Annotated in this window: 12 protein-coding genes; 4 read left to right on the top strand and 8 right to left on the bottom strand. The window is 71.8% G+C overall.

All coding sequences use genetic code 11. The annotated features are described in order from the left end of the window. Positions 1–355: 355 nt before the first annotated feature. Positions 356–1,798, bottom strand: a complete 1,443-nt coding sequence (locus M2163_RS18880) for an MFS transporter (protein WP_280894521.1) — start codon at positions 1,796–1,798, stop codon at positions 356–358. A 96-nt stretch (positions 1,799–1,894) separates the two neighbouring features. Here M2163_RS18880 and dusB point away from each other — a divergent pair, with 96 nt between their 5' ends. Continuing rightward, on the top strand, positions 1,895–3,049 hold the full coding sequence (gene dusB, locus M2163_RS18875; RefSeq protein ID WP_280851621.1) for a tRNA dihydrouridine synthase DusB: 1,155 nt from the start codon (positions 1,895–1,897) through the stop codon (positions 3,047–3,049). 422 nt (positions 3,050–3,471) lie between these two features. Here the strand turns inward: dusB and M2163_RS18870 are convergent, their stop codons facing one another. From M2163_RS18870 to M2163_RS18860, 3 genes are all read right to left on the bottom strand, one after another. Continuing rightward, positions 3,472–5,202 (bottom strand): CDP-alcohol phosphatidyltransferase, encoded by a 1,731-nt coding sequence (locus M2163_RS18870; RefSeq protein ID WP_280851622.1) that lies wholly within the window; start codon positions 5,200–5,202, stop codon positions 3,472–3,474. A gap of 189 nt (positions 5,203–5,391) precedes the next feature. After that, entirely contained in the window at positions 5,392–7,329 is a 1,938-nt protein-coding gene (locus tag M2163_RS18865) for a glycogen debranching N-terminal domain-containing protein (RefSeq protein ID WP_280894520.1), read from the bottom strand. Then, positions 7,326–8,810 (bottom strand): hypothetical protein, encoded by a 1,485-nt coding sequence (locus tag M2163_RS18860; RefSeq protein WP_280894519.1) that lies wholly within the window; start codon positions 8,808–8,810, stop codon positions 7,326–7,328. The genes M2163_RS18865 and M2163_RS18860 overlap by 4 nt, the downstream gene beginning before the upstream one ends. Positions 8,811–8,930: 120 nt before the next feature. Here M2163_RS18860 and M2163_RS18855 point away from each other — a divergent pair, with 120 nt between their 5' ends. Beyond that, the gene (locus M2163_RS18855; protein ID WP_280894518.1) at positions 8,931–10,133 is read left to right on the top strand and encodes an ROK family protein; all 1,203 of its coding nucleotides are present in this window, start codon (positions 8,931–8,933) and stop codon (positions 10,131–10,133) included. Between the two features lie 406 nt (positions 10,134–10,539). Continuing rightward, entirely contained in the window at positions 10,540–13,260 is a 2,721-nt protein-coding gene (gene ppdK, locus M2163_RS18850; protein ID WP_280894517.1) for a pyruvate, phosphate dikinase, read from the top strand. Between the two features lie 291 nt (positions 13,261–13,551). On the opposite strand, the gene M2163_RS18845 is transcribed toward ppdK, so the two are convergent. Both M2163_RS18845 and M2163_RS18840 read right to left on the bottom strand, forming a co-directional pair. Further along, positions 13,552–14,109, bottom strand: a complete 558-nt coding sequence (locus M2163_RS18845; protein ID WP_280851627.1) for a hypothetical protein — start codon at positions 14,107–14,109, stop codon at positions 13,552–13,554. A 58-nt stretch (positions 14,110–14,167) separates the two neighbouring features. Continuing rightward, positions 14,168–14,653 (bottom strand): excalibur calcium-binding domain-containing protein, encoded by a 486-nt coding sequence (locus tag M2163_RS18840; RefSeq protein WP_280851628.1) that lies wholly within the window; start codon positions 14,651–14,653, stop codon positions 14,168–14,170. Positions 14,654–14,818: 165 nt separating this feature from the next. On the opposite strand from M2163_RS18840, the gene M2163_RS18835 reads away from it, so the two are divergent. Beyond that, positions 14,819–15,745: an oxidoreductase gene (locus M2163_RS18835; protein ID WP_280851629.1), complete on the top strand. Its 927-nt coding sequence runs from the start codon at positions 14,819–14,821 to the stop codon at positions 15,743–15,745. A gap of 20 nt (positions 15,746–15,765) precedes the next feature. Here M2163_RS18835 and M2163_RS18830 read toward each other — a convergent pair whose 3' ends face one another. Together M2163_RS18830 and M2163_RS18825 are read right to left on the bottom strand one after the other, a co-directional pair. Next, positions 15,766–16,416: a LysE family translocator gene (locus tag M2163_RS18830; protein WP_280851630.1), complete on the bottom strand. Its 651-nt coding sequence runs from the start codon at positions 16,414–16,416 to the stop codon at positions 15,766–15,768. A gap of 44 nt (positions 16,417–16,460) precedes the next feature. Beyond that, positions 16,461–17,228 (bottom strand): glucose 1-dehydrogenase, encoded by a 768-nt coding sequence (locus M2163_RS18825; protein WP_280851631.1) that lies wholly within the window; start codon positions 17,226–17,228, stop codon positions 16,461–16,463. Positions 17,229–17,274: the final 46 nt, after the last annotated feature.

Genomic DNA, 17,274 nt, shown 5'->3' with positions numbered 1-17,274 from the left:
GCGTTACTTGTCCCGCCGCGGCGGAGGGTGCAGCTTCACGCTGGCCACGCCCTCCCACCCAGGGGCGCGGGGAACTGCGCGCCCAGCCCCCACCGGCGGAAGGCCGCAGAACGACGCGCTGTCTTCCCCGCTGCGGCGGAGGCTGAGGCTTCGACGCCGGCCACGCCCACATCCAGGGGCGCGGGGAACTGCGCGCCCAGCCCCCACCGGCGGAAGGCCGCAGAACGACGCGTTGCCTGTCCCGCTGCGGCGGAGGGTGCAGCTTCACGCTGGCCACCCCCATCCACCCAGGGGCGCGGGGAACTGCGCGCCCCGCCCCCACCGGCGGTCGGCCGAAAAACGACGCGCGTCAGAACTACGCGACCCCCGCCGCCTCGCGAACCTCCACGGACTCCAGCCGCTCAGCCGTCCGCTCAGCGGAACGCCGGGCCCACGGCCCAGTCGTCACCGCCCCGAGAGCCAGCACAGCGCCCCCGCACCCGGCCAGGATCCACCACCCCGGCACCGCGGCGGACACGAACTCCTCCCGGTACGAGGCCGAACCCACCCCCGAGGCCAGCACCGCCCCGATCACCGCCACCCCGAGCGTCTGCCCGAGCTGACGGCTGGTGGACGCCACGGCCGCCGCGACCCCGGCCTGGGCACGCGGCATCCCCGACACCGCCGTGTTCGTGATCGGCGCGTTCACCAGCCCGAAGCCGATCCCGAACAGCACGTACCCGAGGAACAGCGTCACATCGGACGTCTCCGCGTCGAACGCGGCGAACAGCACCCCGCTGGCGGTGATCATGACCCCGGCGGCGACCAGCGGCAGCCTCGGCCCCCGGCTCCCCACCAGCCGCCCGGCCAGGGGCGCGAACAGGAACATCGGCACCGCCATCGGCAGCATCCACAGACCGGCGTGCAGCGCGTCCAGCCCCCGGACGTTCTGGAGGTACAGCGTCGACAGGAACAGGAACCCGCCCAGCCCCGCGAACGCGCTGATCGCGATCACTGTGGCCCCGCTGAACGGCGCGGACCGGAAGAACCGCAGGTCGATGAGAGGTTCGGCACGCCGGGGCTCGTACCAGAGGAGCCCCGCCAGCGCGAGCACGGCCACCACGGCGAAGGGCAGCACGTACGAGAACCCCGCGGCCGGCGCCTCGATGATCGCGTACGTCAGCGAGCCGAACAGCGCGATCACCAGGAGCTGTCCCACCGGGTCGGGGCGGCGGGCCCTGGGCGCCCGGGACTCCGGCACGTACCGCAGGGTGAGCAGCAGCGCCGCGAGCCCGACCGGCAGGTTGACCCAGAAGATCGAACGCCAGCCGACCGCGTCCACGAGCACCCCGCCGACCAGCGGCCCCGCGGCCATGGAGATGCCGACGACCGCGCCCCACACACCGATCGCCCGCGCCCGCTCGCGCGGGTCGGTGAAGGTGTTGGTGATGATCGACATCGCGACCGGGTTGAGCATCGAACCGCCGACCGCCTGCACCATCCGGAAGGCGATCAGCGCCTCCAGGTTCGGCGCGGCGGAACACAGCGCGGAGCCGATCGTGAAGACGACCAGGCCCGCCATGAAGACCCGCTTGCGGCCGATCCGGTCGGCCGTGGAACCGGCCAGCATCAGCAGTGAGGCGAGGACCAGGGTGTACGCGTCGATCGTCCACTGGAGACCCGCGGTGCTCGCGTCCAGGCCGCGCTGCATGGCGGGCAGGGCGACGTTGAGCGCGGTGGTGTCGAGACTCACGATCAGGAGGCTCATACAGCAGATCGCGAGGACCAGCATGCGTCGGCGGTGACTGAGCTCGGGCATGCGTTTCATCGTACGCCGATTTCGATAGTGCGTCTAACTAATGGTCGGTACATGATCGATGCACGGGTACCCCGGGGCGTGCGTGACAATGGGGCCATGCCCACGACCACGCCCACCGACAAGACACCCCTGCGAATCGGCCCGCACACCGTGCAGCCGCCGGTCGTCCTCGCCCCCATGGCCGGGATCACCAACGCGCCCTTCCGCACCCTGTGCAGGGAGTTCAGCGGGGGCAAGGGGCTGTTCGTCAGCGAGATGATCACGACCCGGGCGCTGGTCGAGCGCAACGAGAAGACCATGCAGCTGATCCACTTCGACGAGAGCGAGAAGCCGCGGTCGATCCAGCTGTACGGCGTCGACCCCGCGACCGTCGGCAAGGCCGTCCGCATGATCGCGGAGGAGGACCTCGCCGACCACATCGACCTCAACTTCGGCTGCCCCGTGCCGAAGGTGACCCGGAAGGGCGGCGGGTCCGCGCTGCCGTACAAGCGGCCGCTGCTGCGGGCGATCCTGCGGGAGGCCGTGAGCGGGGCGGGGGACCTGCCGGTCACGATGAAGATGCGCAAGGGGATCGACGACGATCACCTCACGTATCTGGACGCCGGGCGGATCGCCGTCGAGGAGGGCGTGACCGCGATCGCTCTGCACGGGCGGACGGCCGCGCAGCACTACGGCGGTACGGCCGACTGGGAGGCGATCGCGCGGCTCAAGGAGCACGTGCCGGAGATTCCCGTGCTCGGCAACGGCGACATCTGGTCGGCGTCGGACGCGTTGCGGATGGTGGAGTCCACCGGGTGCGACGGGGTGGTCGTCGGGCGGGGGTGCCTGGGGCGGCCGTGGCTGTTCGCGGATCTCGTGGCGGCGTTCGAGGGGCGCGCGGAGTTCCGGCGTCCGCAGCTGCGGGAGGTGGCCGACGTCATGGTGCGGCACGCCACGCTGCTCGGTGAGTGGATCGGGGACGAGGCGCGCGGGGTCATCGACTTCCGCAAGCATGTGGCCTGGTATCTGAAGGGGTTCGCGGTCGGCAGCGAGATGCGCAAGCGGCTCGCTGTCACGTCGTCGCTGTCGGAACTGCGGGCGGGGCTGGACGAGCTGGACCTCGATCAGTCGTGGCCGGTGGGGGCGGACGGGCCGCGGGGGCGCACGTCCGGTAACAACAGGGTTGTTCTGCCGGACGGTTGGCTGAAGGACCCCTACGACTGTGCAGCGGGGGTCGGGGAGGACGCGGAGCTGGACACGTCGGGGGGCTGACGGGTTCCGGTCGGGTGCGGCTTGGTGGGGGCGGGCGTTTTCGCGCAGTTCCCCGCGCCCCTGAATGCCTGCGGCGGCCCGTTGCGGTCTCTGGGGGCTTGTGTAGCGCCGTCTGCCCGGTGGGTGGGTCGGTGCCGGGGTGGGGGGTATCCGTCCTCGGTCCGGCGGCTCGGTCCCTCGAAGAAGGGGCCCTGTAACGGACGCCGGCCGCTGCGGGCGGACACCCCCCACCCCGTCCCCTTCGCGCCGTACGCGACTGACGGTCCACAGGGGCGCGCGGTCCGGCGAACGGCCCGTCGTGGCGGACGAGGTGACGAAGGGCCCGTCGTGGCGCGGCTGACTGCAACTCCCTAGGGGCGCGGGGAACTGCGCGACCGGCCCCCACTCACCCGCACCCGCCCGACAACCGAACCCGGCACCCCCTACCCCTTCGACGGATGTGGGGTCGAGCCGTAGGCCGTCAGGAAGCGGTCTCGGAAGGAGCTCATCTTCCAGACCGGGGCGTTGTGGGCGGGCTTCAGGCCGTCCGTCCAGTTCCAGTTGGCGATCTTGGCCAGGATCTTCGGGTCCTTGGCGACGATGGAGATCGGCACGTCACGGCTGGCGTTCTGGCCGCTGACGCGGGCGATCGGCTGGTGGTCGCCGAGGAAGACGAGGACAGTGTCGTCGTTGCCGTAGCGCTCCAGCCATTGGGTCAGTGACGTCACCGAGTAGGAGATGGACTTGCCGTACTCCTGCTTGGAGCGGGCGGGGTCGGCGATGATGTCGGAGGCCTTGTTGCCGGCCTTCTGGATGGGCTTGAAGACCGAGCCGTCGCCCAGGTCGTCCCAGTCGACCATCTTCGGGATGGGCGCCCAGGGCTGGTGGCTGGAGGTCAGGATGATCTCGGACATCAGCGGCTTGTCGCGCTTCTTGCCGTGGACCTGACGCTGGTAGGCCTCCAGGGCGTACTGGTCGGGCATCGTCGACCAGCTGAACTTGGGCCCCCGGTAGCCGAGCTGGAAGGCGTTGTAGACCTTGTCGAGGCCGTAGTACTGCTGCTCGGGCCAGCCCTTCTGGACGCCCGGCATCACCCCGACCGTGTCCCAGGCGCCGGTCTTCTTGAAGGCCTTGGTGAGGCTGAGGTGGTCACTGGCCATGACTGTGCGGTAGCGCTGCTGGTTGTCGATCCAGAGCCCGGAGAGGGTCGTCGAGTGGCCGAGCCAGCTGCTGCCGCCGTACGTCGCCGAGGTCAGCCAGCCGCTCTTCGCGTGGAAGCCCGCCTTGGCGAGGGCCGCGGTGCTCGTGTCGAGGGTCCTGTCGACGCCGGGCGCGATGGCCGGGTCCTCGACGGCGCTGCGGCCGTAGCTCTCGATGAAGGCGAAGACCATGTCCTTGCCGCGCAGATCGGGCACCAGCTGGGCGCCCGGCGTGTTCCCGAAGGCGTCGGCCCTGGCGACCTTCTGGAACTCGGCCTCGTCGCGCACGGTGTACAGCACCCGCTTGGCCTGGAGCGTGGCGAGCGCCGCGGTGTGCTCGGAGGCCAGCGGCGTGCCGAAGAGCTGGAGGCCGAGGGCGGAGCAGGTGACCCAGACGGTGGCGGCGGCGAGGGTTCCGCGGGTGGCGAGCCGCCGGTCCAGGACCAGCAGACCGCTCAGCCTGACCATCGCCAGTGTCGTCAGTGACAGCAGCAGGAGGACGACAGCCAAGACGCCGACCAGGGCTGCGACCGCCACGGCCCCGCCCATCGAGTCGGCGACGTACGACTGCGCGTCGTCGAGCAGCTCCCAGTCGAGGACGGGGTTGAAGGGCCGCCCGAGGTAGTCGTTGAAGCCCATGTCGAGCAGGTTCAGGACCGTCATCACCCCGAGCCCGACGCCGGCCAGCACGGCCACCGCCAACCGCGGCCGACGCGGCAGCGCGAGCGTCACGGCCGCCCCGAGGATCGCCTCGGCCGGAATCCGCAGGAACGCCCGCGGATGCAGATAAGGGACCTTGTTCGGCAGGAGCAGGGCCCCGAGGACGAGCAGGGCGGCGAGGACGTTCAGGGCCCACCGCAGGTTCCGTGCGGCGGTGGGGTGCGTGGTGCGCCAGGACGGCTTCCCGGCCGGCGCACCGTCCCCACCCGTCGCCTCGGCCTCGGGCGACGTGCTCTCTGCAAGGGTCTCGGACACCCGAGGGTCCTTCCATACGGTCCTGGTGGAAGGCGGACCCGTAGAAGGGGGTCTCGGATCCGCCACAGTCCCGTACGGCCCACTGCGAGCCTCAGTTCACCGGCCAGGGCAAACACCGGGCAAATGCCTGGCCAACAGCTTTTCGGGGGCGCGGGGCCGCCTGTGCCCCACGGCCTCACCCGCGGAGCGCTACGCGCCGCCGACCGCCGTCAGCAGGGCAAGAGGCGCTGCCGCAGACCGCGCCTCCCGCACACACGCGTGCGGATACGGCACCGGCTCGCCGTGGGACTCCCGCCCGTATCCCGCCAGGACCTCCGGCAACCGGTGCCCGGTCGCCGTGGCCGCGTCCACCAGGCCGTGCGCCACCGCGCGGGCCTCGTCGTGCAGCCCGTAGCGGGCGAGACCCAGCGTGATCAGCGCGTTGTCGTGCGGCCACACCGAACCCCGGTGGTAGGAGAGCGGGTGGTAGGCCGGCTGGCCCGAGGCCAGGGTGCGCACCCCCCAGCCCGAGAAGAAGTCCGGTTCGAGCAGGCGTCGGCCCACCAGCTCGCCGTACTCCTTGTCGAGCAGCCCGGACCACAGCAGATGCCCGGCGTCGGAGGCCAGCGCGTCGACCTGCCGGCCCTTCCCGTCCAGCGCGAGGGCCGGGAAGGAGCGGTCCGGCATCCAGAAGTCCCGCTGGAACCGGTCGCGCAGGTCCGCCGCGGCCTGTTCGAGGAGCGCCGCGTACGTCTCGTCCCCCCACACCGTGCGGGCGACCCACGCGGTCCGGCGCAGCGCGTCGTACGCGTAGCCCTGGGCGCCCGCCGCCATCACCGGGCCGGTCGGGCGGCTCCCGTCGGCGCCGCAGATCGACCCGGGGGAGTCCTTCCAGTTCTGGTTGGCGAGGCCGCCCTGGTCGGCGCGGTAGACGAGGTAGCCGCGCGAGGTGAGGCCGCCGTGGTCGAGCATCCAGCCGATCGCGGCCCGGGCGTGCGGCTCCAGGCGCCGGGCCAGGGCAGCGTCCCCGGTCTGCTCCACGTAGGCGCCGAGCAGGACGAGGAACAGCGGGGTCGCGTCGACCGAGCCGTAGTAGCGGCCGTACGGCACCTGCTCGAAGTGCGCGAGCTCCCCGTGCCGCACCTCGTGCACGATCTTGCCGGGCTGGGCCACGGAGGCCGCGCCCGTCTCGGTGGCCTGGGTCGCCGCGAGCGCGGGAAGGGTCGCGGCCGCCAGCCGGGGGCGGTAGGGCAGGGCGAAGAGCGAGGTGAGCAGGGCGTCCCGGCCCAGGAGGGTGAGGAACCAGGGGGCTCCGGCGGCCGGGACGCGCAGTTCCTCGCCGTCCGGGCCGGTCGCCGGGACCTGGAGCGAGGCGAGGTCGGCGAGACCGCGGGCACAGGCGGCCGCCAGCTCCGGCCAACCGGTCGGGAAGGCCACGCCCTCCACGAACTCCCCTTCCATCGCGAGGAGTTGCCGGTTGAGCGCGGCCGGCGAGATCGGCACCCGGCGGGCCCGCTTGTCGCCGTGCGGGCGGGCCATCACACGCAGGGTCAGCTCGGCCGTGCCGTGCGGTTCCAGGTCGAGCGTCCAGACCAGGCGCCTGGCTCCGGTGCCCGTCTCCTCGACGGCGTCCGGCGCGGGGTCGGCCGTCACCGTCGTGAAGGAACGCCATTCGCGGCGCTGGTAGCCGAACTCCACGCCGTCGTCGAGGACTTCACGGGTGCGGGTGGCGCCGGTCTTGGTGTACGTACGGTGGTCGGAGCGCAGCTCGAACTGGTCGGTGAAGTCGGCGTCCGCGGTGACCGCGAGCCGTACCGTCGTCGGCACCGGGCGGTTGCTGGTGACCCGGAGGGACTCGACGAACGAGCCGTCGCCCACCGCCTGTTCACGGAACAGGGTGTACGCGGGGGGCTCCTGGCGGCCGCCTCGCGGGACCAGGACACAGCGCGCTGCGTCGCCGTCGGCGACCGGCGACAGGGCCTCCGGGACCGCTCCGTCGACCGTGAGCTGCCAGCGGCTCAGATGCCGGGCGTCGCGGACGAACAAGCCGTCCGGTGAGCTGCCGTTGCGGACTCCGCTGATGTCCCCGCCGTCCCCCACGGCGGCGAACGTCCCACCGTGAACGAGCAGATGATGCCGGTCCGTCATCGCCGGTCCCCTCCCTTGAGTCCCATGTCCGCCGTGCCTGAGGTTTCGCTGTGGAGCAGGTCGAGCGCGAGCGCGGCGGTCCAGCTGAAGCCGGTCGCGCCGCAGGCCTCGCCGGTGTACGGGTCGACGTACTCCGCGAAGCCGGTGGCCCCGGCGAGTTCGAGGACCGACTGCCGCAGGGCGTCGGCCCGCTGAAGCTCCCCCTGGGTGCGCAGCCCGCGCTCCACGAGCCACGCGGTGTTGAACCAGGCCGGGCCGCGCCAGTAGCGGTGCGGGTCGAAGGCCTCGCCGAGCAGGTCGTAGCTGGGCAGCAGGCGGGTGGTGGTGCCCAGCCCGAAACGGGGGCCGCAGGCGGTGCCCACGAGCGTCGAGACCAGGTCCCGCGGCAGGCCGGGCAGCAGCAGCGGGATCAGACCGGACACACCGCGCTCGGGGATCAGCGCGCCGCGCCCGTCCGGGGCGGGGGCCCTGAGGTCCCGGCACAGGAACATCCCGCTCGCCGGGTCCCACAGCCGCTCCACCAGCGCCGCCGTGAGGCGCTCCGCGCGGGCGTGCCGGGCCGTGCCGGGGGCACCCAGCTCGGCGGCGATCCGGGCGAGGGCGTGCTCGGAGGCGATGAGCAGCGCGTTGAAGGCGGGATCCTCGACGGCGAAGCCGCCGACACCGGCCCCCGGCCCAACCTCATGTCCCCCGCCCGGCCCAACCCCCTGCCCCCCGCCCAGCCCATCCCTGTATCCGGCATCCCGGTAATCCGTCGCCAGCCGTACGTACCGTCCGTAGTCCAGGTCCGTCGGCCGGTCCTCGGCCGCCCCGTGGTCGAGGTCGGCGCGGCGGAAGGAGCGGGCCGGGGCCGGCGTAACGCGGGAGAGCGGGAGGTCCCAGGCGGGGCTGTTGTCCATACCCTGTTCCCACGGGTGCACGACGGACGCGAGTCCGCCGCCGCCCATGTCCCGGCGGTGCAGCAGATAGCGGTGCCAGGCGGCCAGCCGCGGGTACACCCGGGCCAGGAAACCGCGCGCCCGGGACAGCCCGGGGTCGGCCCGGTGCACCAGCCACGCGGCCAGGGCGTGGACCGGTGGCTGCACGATGCCGGACGTCTGTACGGTGCGCGGGGCGCCCGCTCCGCGCCCCGCGGTGGAGGAGCGCCAGAAGTCGGGGCTCGGGAAGTACGCGTCGAGCGGTACGGAGGGGTTGAAGACGATGTGCGGGACGCGCCCGTCGCCCCACTGGGCCGCGAGCAGGGTCTCCAGCTCGGTCTGGGCCCGCAGCGGCGAGAGGTGGCGCAGGCCGATCGCGATGAACGCGGAGTCCCAGGACCACTGGTGCGGGTACAGACCCCGCGAGGGCACCGTGGAGGTGCCGGTCCAGTTGCCCTCCAGCACCCTCGCCGCCCCGACGTGCAGGGGATGTGACGAAACCGGCGGATCGTATGCGATCGAGCGTTCCGCGGAAAGGGTGACGAGCTGGGCAGTGCGATCCACTCGGGGCTCCCCGAAAGACGTGTGGCTGACCGGTTCGGTCAGGGCTACCGTAGGGTTACGTCTATTTAACACGCAAAACCCAATATGTAATGCAGAGTTGAGAAACACAAGGGGGTGCGCATGGGTGGACGGAGTCAGACCGGCGCCGGAGATCTGCTCGAACTGGTCCGCAGCGGGCGTGCCGTCACGCGCGGCGCGCTCCAGCAGGCCACCGGACTGTCCCGGGCGACCGTCGGCCAGCGCCTCGACCGCCTCTTCCGTGCGGGCTGGCTCCGCGAGGGCGCCGGGGGTCCCGTCGACTCCCCGCTGGGCGGCCGTCCCTCCATCACCCTGGAGTTCGACGACGCCCACGCCGTCGTCCTCGCGGCCGACCTGGAGACCCGGCACGCGCGCGCGGCCGTGCTCTCGCTGACCGGCGAGATCCTCGCCGAGCACAGCGGCACCCTGGTCATCGAGGACGGCCCCGACGCCGTGCTCGGCGAGCTGGGGCGCTGGTTCGCGGAACTGCTGGAGAAGGCCGGCCACCGGGCGGAGGAGGCCTGCGGGATCGGGCTCGCCGTGCCGGGCCCGGTCGACCTGGAGAGCGGCCGGGTGGTGCAGCCGCCGATCATGCCCGGCTGGGACGGCTACGACATAAGAGGCCGCCTCGCCAGGTCGTTCACCGAGCACACCGGGGCCGGCCCGGTCCCCGTGCTCGTCGACAACGACGCCAACCTCATGGCGTACGGCGAACAGCGCACCGCGTATCCCGACTGCTCGGCGTTCGTGCTGGTCAAGGTCTCGACCGGCATCGGCGCCGGAGTCGTGGTCGACGGCTCGGTCTACCGGGGCATCGACGGCGGCGCGGGCGACCTGGGCCACATCCGGGTGCCCGCGGGCGCGGAGGCACTGTGCCGGTGCGGGTCCTACGGCTGTCTCGCGGCCGTCGCGAGCGGCGGTGCCGTGGCCCGTCGGCTGGCTGCGGCCGGGGTGCCGGCGGCCTCGGGCTCGGACGTACGGGACCTGCTGGCCTCGGGGCATCCCGAGGCGGCCGCGCTCGCGCGCGAGGCGGGGCGGCACGTCGGGGACGTCCTGGCGACGGTCGTGACCCTGCTGAACCCCGGGGTGCTGATGATCGCCGGAGATCTGGCCGGAACTCCCTTCCTCACCGGCGTGCGTGAGCTGCTGTACCAGCGGGCGCTGCCGCGCTCCACCGCCCGCCTGGAGGTGGTGACCTCGCGGCTGGGGGAGCGGGCGGGGCTGGTCGGGGCGGGTGCGCTGGTGGTGGAGCACCTGTACGCGCCCGAGCGGGTCGAGGAGCGGCTGCTGGCCATGGGCGTGTGACGCCCGTGTTGCGGTCTCGGGACCCGTCCGCATGGTGAAATCCGGCGCGCTGTGGCAGCGTGATTCTCGCCACGCTTGATAAGGGTCGGGCTCAGATGAGCGGATCTTGGGCGACTGCACTTCTCCAAGGGGTGGCACTCAGTGCCACCCCTTGATCGTTCATCGATCGAAATCAGGCGTGCCCCACGCCGCTCAAATGAGCGGTTCTGGCGGTCGATGGGGGTTGTTGCGTTCAAGAAGTGAAAACATCGGGCCCGTGTCGCTTGCCAAGCTTTGACTTTCGATCCGCTGGCGGACGGCTGGTTACGGGCGTATGACGCCCGAGTAGACGTACCCAGACGCCTTCGATCTGGGTATGTTCCTCGCCGTCAGGGCAGCCACCGCGTCCTCGAGGGAGTCGAGACCCGTGTCGGAAAACCAAGAACCCCACGTAGCGAAGTTCGTCTACGACTTCACCGAGGGAAACAAGGACCTCAAGGACCTCCTGGGTGGCAAGGGCGCGAACCTCGCCGAGATGACCAACCTGGGACTCCCCGTTCCCCCCGGCTTCACCATCACGACCGAAGCCTGCAAGGTCTACCTGGAGAGCGGCGAGGAGCCGGCGGCACTGCGTGACGAGGTGAGTGCGCACCTCGACGCGCTGGAGCAGCGCATGGGCAAGAAGCTCGGCCAGGCCGACGACCCCCTGCTCGTCTCGGTCCGCTCCGGCGCGAAGTTCTCCATGCCGGGAATGATGGACACGGTCCTGAACATCGGCCTCTCCGACAAGTCGGTCCAGGGTCTCGCCAAGCAGGCCGGCGACGACCGCTTCGCCTGGGACTCCTACCGGCGCCTCATCCAGATGTTCGGCAAGACCGTCCTCGGCGTCGACGGCGACCTCTTCGAGGAGGCCCTCGACAAGGCCAAGGAGGCCAAGAAGGTCACGGTCGACACCGACCTGGAGGCCGCCGACCTCAAGAAGCTGGTCACCGCCTTCAAGAAGATCGTCAAGAAGGAGGCCGGCCGGGACTTCCCGCAGGACCCGCGCGAGCAGATGGACCTCGCCATCCACGCGGTCTTCGACTCCTGGAACACCGACCGCGCCAAGCTCTACCGCCGTCAGGAGCGCATCCCGCACGACCTGGGCACGGCCGTCAACGTCTGTTCCATGGTCTTCGGCAACCTCGGCCCCGACTCCGGCACCGGTGTCGCCTTCACCCGTGACCCCGCCTCCGGCCACCAGGGCGTCTACGGCGACTACCTCCAGAACGCGCAGGGCGAGGACGTCGTCGCGGGCATCCGCAACACCGTCCCGCTCGCGGAGCTGGAGCAGATCGACAAGAAGTCGTACGACCAGCTGATGCAGATCATGGAGACGCTGGAGAACCACTACAAGGACCTCTGCGACATCGAGTTCACCATCGAGCGCGGTCAGCTGTGGATGCTCCAGACCCGGGTCGGCAAGCGCACGGCGGGCGCCGCCTTCCGGATCGCCACCCAGCTCGTCGACCAGGGCCTGATCGACGAGGCCGAGGCGCTCCAGCGCGTCACCGGCGCCCAGCTCGCCCAGCTGATGTTCCCGCGATTCGACGAGAACTCCAAGGTCGCGCAGGTCGGCCGGGGCATCGCGGCCTCGCCGGGCGCGGCCGTCGGCAAGGCAGTCTTCGACTCGTACACCGCCGTGAAGTGGTCCCGTTCCGGCGAGAAGGTGATTCTCGTCCGCCGGGAGACCAACCCCGACGACCTCGACGGCATGATCGCCGCCGAGGGCATCCTGACCAGCCGGGGCGGCAAGACCTCCCACGCGGCCGTCGTCGCGCGCGGCATGGGCAAGACCTGTGTCTGCGGCGCCGAGGAGCTGGAGGTCGACACCAAGCGGCGCCGGATGACGGTCCCGGGCGGTCATGTGGTGGAGGAGGGCGACCTCATCTCCATCGACGGCTCCAGCGGCAAGGTGTACCTCGGTGAGGTCCCGGTCGTGCCGTCCCCCGTGGTGGAGTACTTCGAGGGCCGGATGCACGCGGGCGCCAACGACGCCGACGAGCTGGTCGAGGCCGTGCACCGGATCATGGCGTTCGCCGACCGCAAGCGCCGCCTGCGGGTACGGGCCAACGCGGACAACGCCGAGGACGCGCTGCGCGCCCGTCGCTTCGGCGCCCAGGGCATCGGCCTGTGCCGCACCGAGCACATGTTCCTCGGTGACCGCCGTGAGCTGGTCGAGCGGCTCATCCTGGCCGACACGGAGGCCGAGCGCGAGGAGTCGCTGAAGGCGCTGCTCCCGCTGCAGAAGCAGGACTTCGTGGAGCTGTTCTCGGCGATGGACGGACTGCCCGTCACCATCCGGCTCCTCGACCCGCCGCTGCACGAGTTCCTCCCCGACATCACCGAGCTGTCGGTCCGCGTGGCACTGGCGGAGTCCCGCCAGGAGCCGCACGAGAACGAACTGCGCCTGCTCCAGGCCGTGCACCGGCTGCACGAGCAGAACCCGATGCTGGGTCTGCGCGGTGTGCGCCTCGGTCTGGTCATCCCGGGCCTGTTCACCATGCAGGTGCGGGCGATCGCCGAGGCCGCGGCCGAGCGCAAGAACGCCAAGGGCGACCCGCGCGCGGAGATCATGATCCCGCTCGTCGGCACCGTCCAGGAGCTGGAGATCGTCCGTGAGGAGGCCGACCAGGTCGTCGCGGAGGTCGAGGCGGCGACGGGTGTGGAGCTGAAGCTGTCGATCGGCACGATGATCGAGCTGCCGAGGGCCGCCCTGACCGCCGGTCAGATCGCGGAGGCGGCGGAGTTCTTCAGCTTCGGCACGAACGACCTCACCCAGACGGTGTGGGGCTTCAGCCGGGACGACGTGGAGGCCTCCTTCTTCACGGCGTACCTGGAGAAGGGCATCTTCGGAGTCTCCCCCTTCGAGACGATCGACAAGGACGGCGTCGGCTCCCTGGTGAAGCTGGCCGCGGAGGCGGGCCGCAGGACCCGCCCCGACCTCAAGCTCGGCGTCTGCGGTGAGCACGGCGGTGACCCGGAGTCGGTCCACTTCTTCCACCAGGTCGGTCTGGACTACGTCTCCTGCTCCCCGTTCCGCATCCCGGTGGCCCGCCTGGAGGCGGGACGCGCGGCGATCACGGCGAACGGGAGCGACCACCGGTAGGCCCTGACGGCCACGGCGACTCCGGAACCGCCGCCCGTCCCCGACCCTCATCCGATGGGCGGCGGTTCCGGATCACGAAGAGAAGGGGCGGCACCCTTGTGCGGGGGTGCCGCCCCTTCTTTTGGCGAAGCCGCAGGACGAAGAGATCGCCCCGGACGTCGCCACCACGATCGTGGAGCCGGTCGGCTTCCTGCTCACCCACGTCCCCGAGGACGCCCGGGAGCAACTCGTCCGCCCGTTCCGCGAGGTGGCGCAGGACATCGGCCTGGTCGAGAGGACTGAAGCGGTCTCTCAGGCGTTCGAGCCGTCCCCGGCCGGCCGCAGTGCGGCCAGCTCGGCGTCGGACGGGCGGTGGACCGCCTCGGCCGCCTCGCGCAGGGCGGAGCGGTCGACCTTCTTCTTGTCGGCGATGAGCCGTACCACGACACCGTCGCGGGGCACCGCGTACTCGTGGACCCCGCCCGCCGTGCGGTACCAGGCCTTGCCGTCCCGTTCGCAGGTGACCGGCTTGAGCGCGTCGGCGCCGAGCGGCTGCTCGGCGCAGTTGCCGGCCGTCAGTGTGCTGTGGTCGGCGAAGAGGCCGATCCGCGTGGACCCCTTGTCGGACCGGTAGGCGGCGGCGAACTCACCGTCCCCGTACGCGCCGACCGACGCCGGGAACACGGTGTAGCCGGAGACCTCGGTGACGTAGACGAGCTCCGGCTCGACACCCCAGTCCTCGGCGGCGGCAGCGAGCCCGGCGCCGTCGGCGGCCGCCCCTCCCGTCCCGCTCGCCTTGTCCGCGCCGCATCCCGTCAGCAGGACCGGCAGCAGCGACAGAGCGAGGAGAGCGCGCGCGTTTCGTGTCATGTGCACATCCTGGCGTACGGGCCCGCCGCGGGTGGTACCGGTTTCAGGATTCCCCCACTCAGCTGTCGCAGGCCACGCCGTCGTTGTCGCGGTCGAGGTGGGAGGCGTAGCCCGGCTCACCGCGTCGGATCGGCGCGGCACCGGCGGCTCGGGCCTCGGAGCAGTTGGCGTAGTAGACGCTGCCGGAACCCGAGTCGGATCCGGAGCCGGTGTCCGCCTCGGCCTGTGCCGTGACCGTCCTGGTGACCTTGACCGTCTTCGTGGCGATCACGGTGGCCGCGGGTTCCGGCTCCGGGGTCACGGTGGCCGTCGCCGTCGCGGTCGCCGTCACGGTGACCGTCGGCTGCGGTCGCGCGGCGGCCGGCTTCGCGTCGTTCGTCGCCTTGTCCTGGTCGCCGGCGCCTATGCCGACGCCCAGGAGCAGTGCGACCGCGAGGGCGGGCAGGACATACCGCTTCCGTGCCCACTTGGGGGCGGCCCGGAAAGCGGGCGGCGGCGCCGGCTGCCACGGCGGCGTGGGCTGAGTGCCGTACGGGTTGGTCATCTCGTCCCCCTGACGGTGTTACGTGAGGGGATGACCGTATTGACGGCGACGCGGTTATGGAGGTGGAGTGTTTGATTCGTGACTATTACATGTCATGCGGCGTTACATCCGGCCGTCGCGTTCGTAGGCTGGACGAGCCACCCCCGTCTGCGGAGGGAGCCGGCCATGGCGGGCTGGAGTGTCGAGGACGTTCCCGAGCTGGATGGACGGGTGGCCGTCGTCACCGGGGCCAACAGCGGGATCGGGTATGCCGCGGCGCGCGGACTCGCCCGCGCGGGAGCCCGCGTGCTGCTCGCCTGCCGCAGCGAGACACGGGGCGTCGAGGCCCGGGACCGGCTGGCCGGCGAAGTCCCGGGGGCGGACGTCGAGTTCGCCCGTCTGAACCTCGCGGACCTGGCCTCGGTACGGGAGTTCGCGAGCGCCTATCCCTACGGTCGTCTCGACCTGCTGGTCAACAACGCGGGCGTGATGGCGCTGCCGTACGGCACCACGGCGGACGGCTTCGAGACCCAGTTCGGCACCAACCACCTGGGCCACTTCGCGCTGACCGGTCTGCTGCTGCCGACGATCCTCGCGACCCCCGCCGCGCGGGTCGTGGCGGTGTCCAGCACGATGCACGCGCTGGCCAACATCGACATCGGCGACCTCAACAGCGAGCGCCGCTACCGGCGCTGGGTCGCCTACGCCCGCTCCAAGACCGCCAACCTGCTCTTCGTCCACGAGCTGGCCCGCAGGCTGGCGGCCCACGGCTCGGACGTGATCGCCGCGGCGGCGCATCCCGGGTACGCGGCCACCAACCTCCAGACGGCGGCCCCGAGGATGGCCGGCCGCAGGGCCGCGGAACGCTTCATGCAGGTCGGCAACCGCTTCTTCGCCCAGTCCGCCGACGCCGGGGCCCTGCCCACCCTCTACGCGGCCACCGCCCCCGGCGTGGCGCCCGACTCCTTCACCGGCCCGTCCCTGGCGGGATGGCGCGGCTCCCCGGCCCCCTCGTGGCGGGCCCCCTGGACCCGCGACGACCGGGTGTCCCGGCGCCTGTGGGCCGCGTCGGAGGAGCTCACGGGAGTGACGTACGACGCCCTGAAGGTCTGACCCCCTCAGCCCCCAGTCCCTCAGTCCTTCCGGCCCGTCACCGCCACCGTCACACCCAGACCGATCATGGTCAGTCCGCCGACCCCGCCCACCAGGGACAGACGGCGCGGCGAGCGGGCGAACCAGCCCCGTGCGGTCGCGGCGACCAGTCCCCACACGGCGTCGGAGACCAGCGCGATGACGTTGAACACCAGCCCGAGCAGCAGCATCTGCGCGGCCACATGACCCTGGCCGCGGTCCACGAACTGCGGCAGCACGGCGGCGAAGAACACGATCGTCTTGGGGTTGGTCACACCGACCGCGAACCCCTCCCAGAACGTGCGCAGACCGCCGTGCCCCGCCGCGGCGGACGTCAGGTCCTGCGCGAAGGCCGCACGCAGTGAGCCGCGTCCGCGCCACGCCTTGACGCCCAGGTACACCAGGTAGGCGGCACCGGCGAGCTTGAGCGTGGTGAAGACCAGGACCGAACGCTCCACGATCGTGCCGACCCCGAACGCCACGGTGAGGACCAGCACGTAGGCGCCGGCGGTGTTGCCCGCCACCGTGGTCAGGGCGGCCCGCCGCCCCTGCGCGAGCGCCCGGCCGATCACGAACAGCACACTGGGTCCGGGGACCACGATCAGCAGGAACGACATGGCCGCGAAGGCGAGGAGACGGTCGGTGGGAACCATGCCCCCATGCAAGCACGGGGGACTTTGGCCGCTCCAGTGGATTGTCAGGCCGTGGCCCCGCTGTCCACCACCAGATCGGTGCCCACCACCGAGGAGGCGTCGTCGGAGGCCAGGTACAGGACGGCGGCGGCGATCTCGGACGTGGCCGAGACCCGGCCCAGCGGGAGGGTGGCCCGCGCGCGCTCGGCGCGGTCCGGCTCCGTCTCGCCGGGGCGCAGGGACATCGGGGTGTCCACCGCGCCGGGGCTGACCGCGTTGATGCGGACGCCCTCGCGGATGTGGTCCCTGGCCGCGCCCCGGGTGAGGGCGGAGACGGCGGCCTTGGTGGCCGCGTAAGCGGCGGCGCCCGGGGCGCGGGTGTGGGCGCCGAAGGTGGAGGCGATGTTGACGATCGTGCCGCCGGAGGGCTGTGCGCGCATCCGGCGGATCTCGGCCCGGAGGGCCAGGAACACCCCGGTGAGGTTGACGTCGAGCTGCTCCCGCCAGTCCGCCGACGACAACTCGGCCAGGGGCCGCCCGCCGCGGAACACCCCGGCGTTGTTGACGGCCACGTCGAGCGAGCCGAAGCGGTCCACCGCGGCGTCCACCACGGCCTCGATCTCGGTCTCCCGCGTGACGTCCGCGGTCACCGCGAGCGCCTTGCCGCCCGCCTCCTCGATCAGCCGGACCGTCCGTGCCAGCGGCTCCGCCCGGCGCCCGGCGACCACCACCTGCGCGCCCTCCGCGGCGAGGGCGAGGGCGACGGCCCGGCCGATTCCCGAGCCCGCGCCGGTGACGAGGGCGGTCCTGCCGATGAAGCGGGTCCTGGTCATGATCTCCCCTGATTCTTGACCGATCGGTTCAATATGGCGGCAGAAG

Source organism: Streptomyces sp. SAI-135, from assembly GCF_029893805.1.
Lineage (GTDB): Bacteria > Actinomycetota > Actinomycetes > Streptomycetales > Streptomycetaceae > Streptomyces.
Note: the sequence above shows the minus strand (reverse complement) of the source record. Positions and strands in the feature narration are given on the sequence as shown.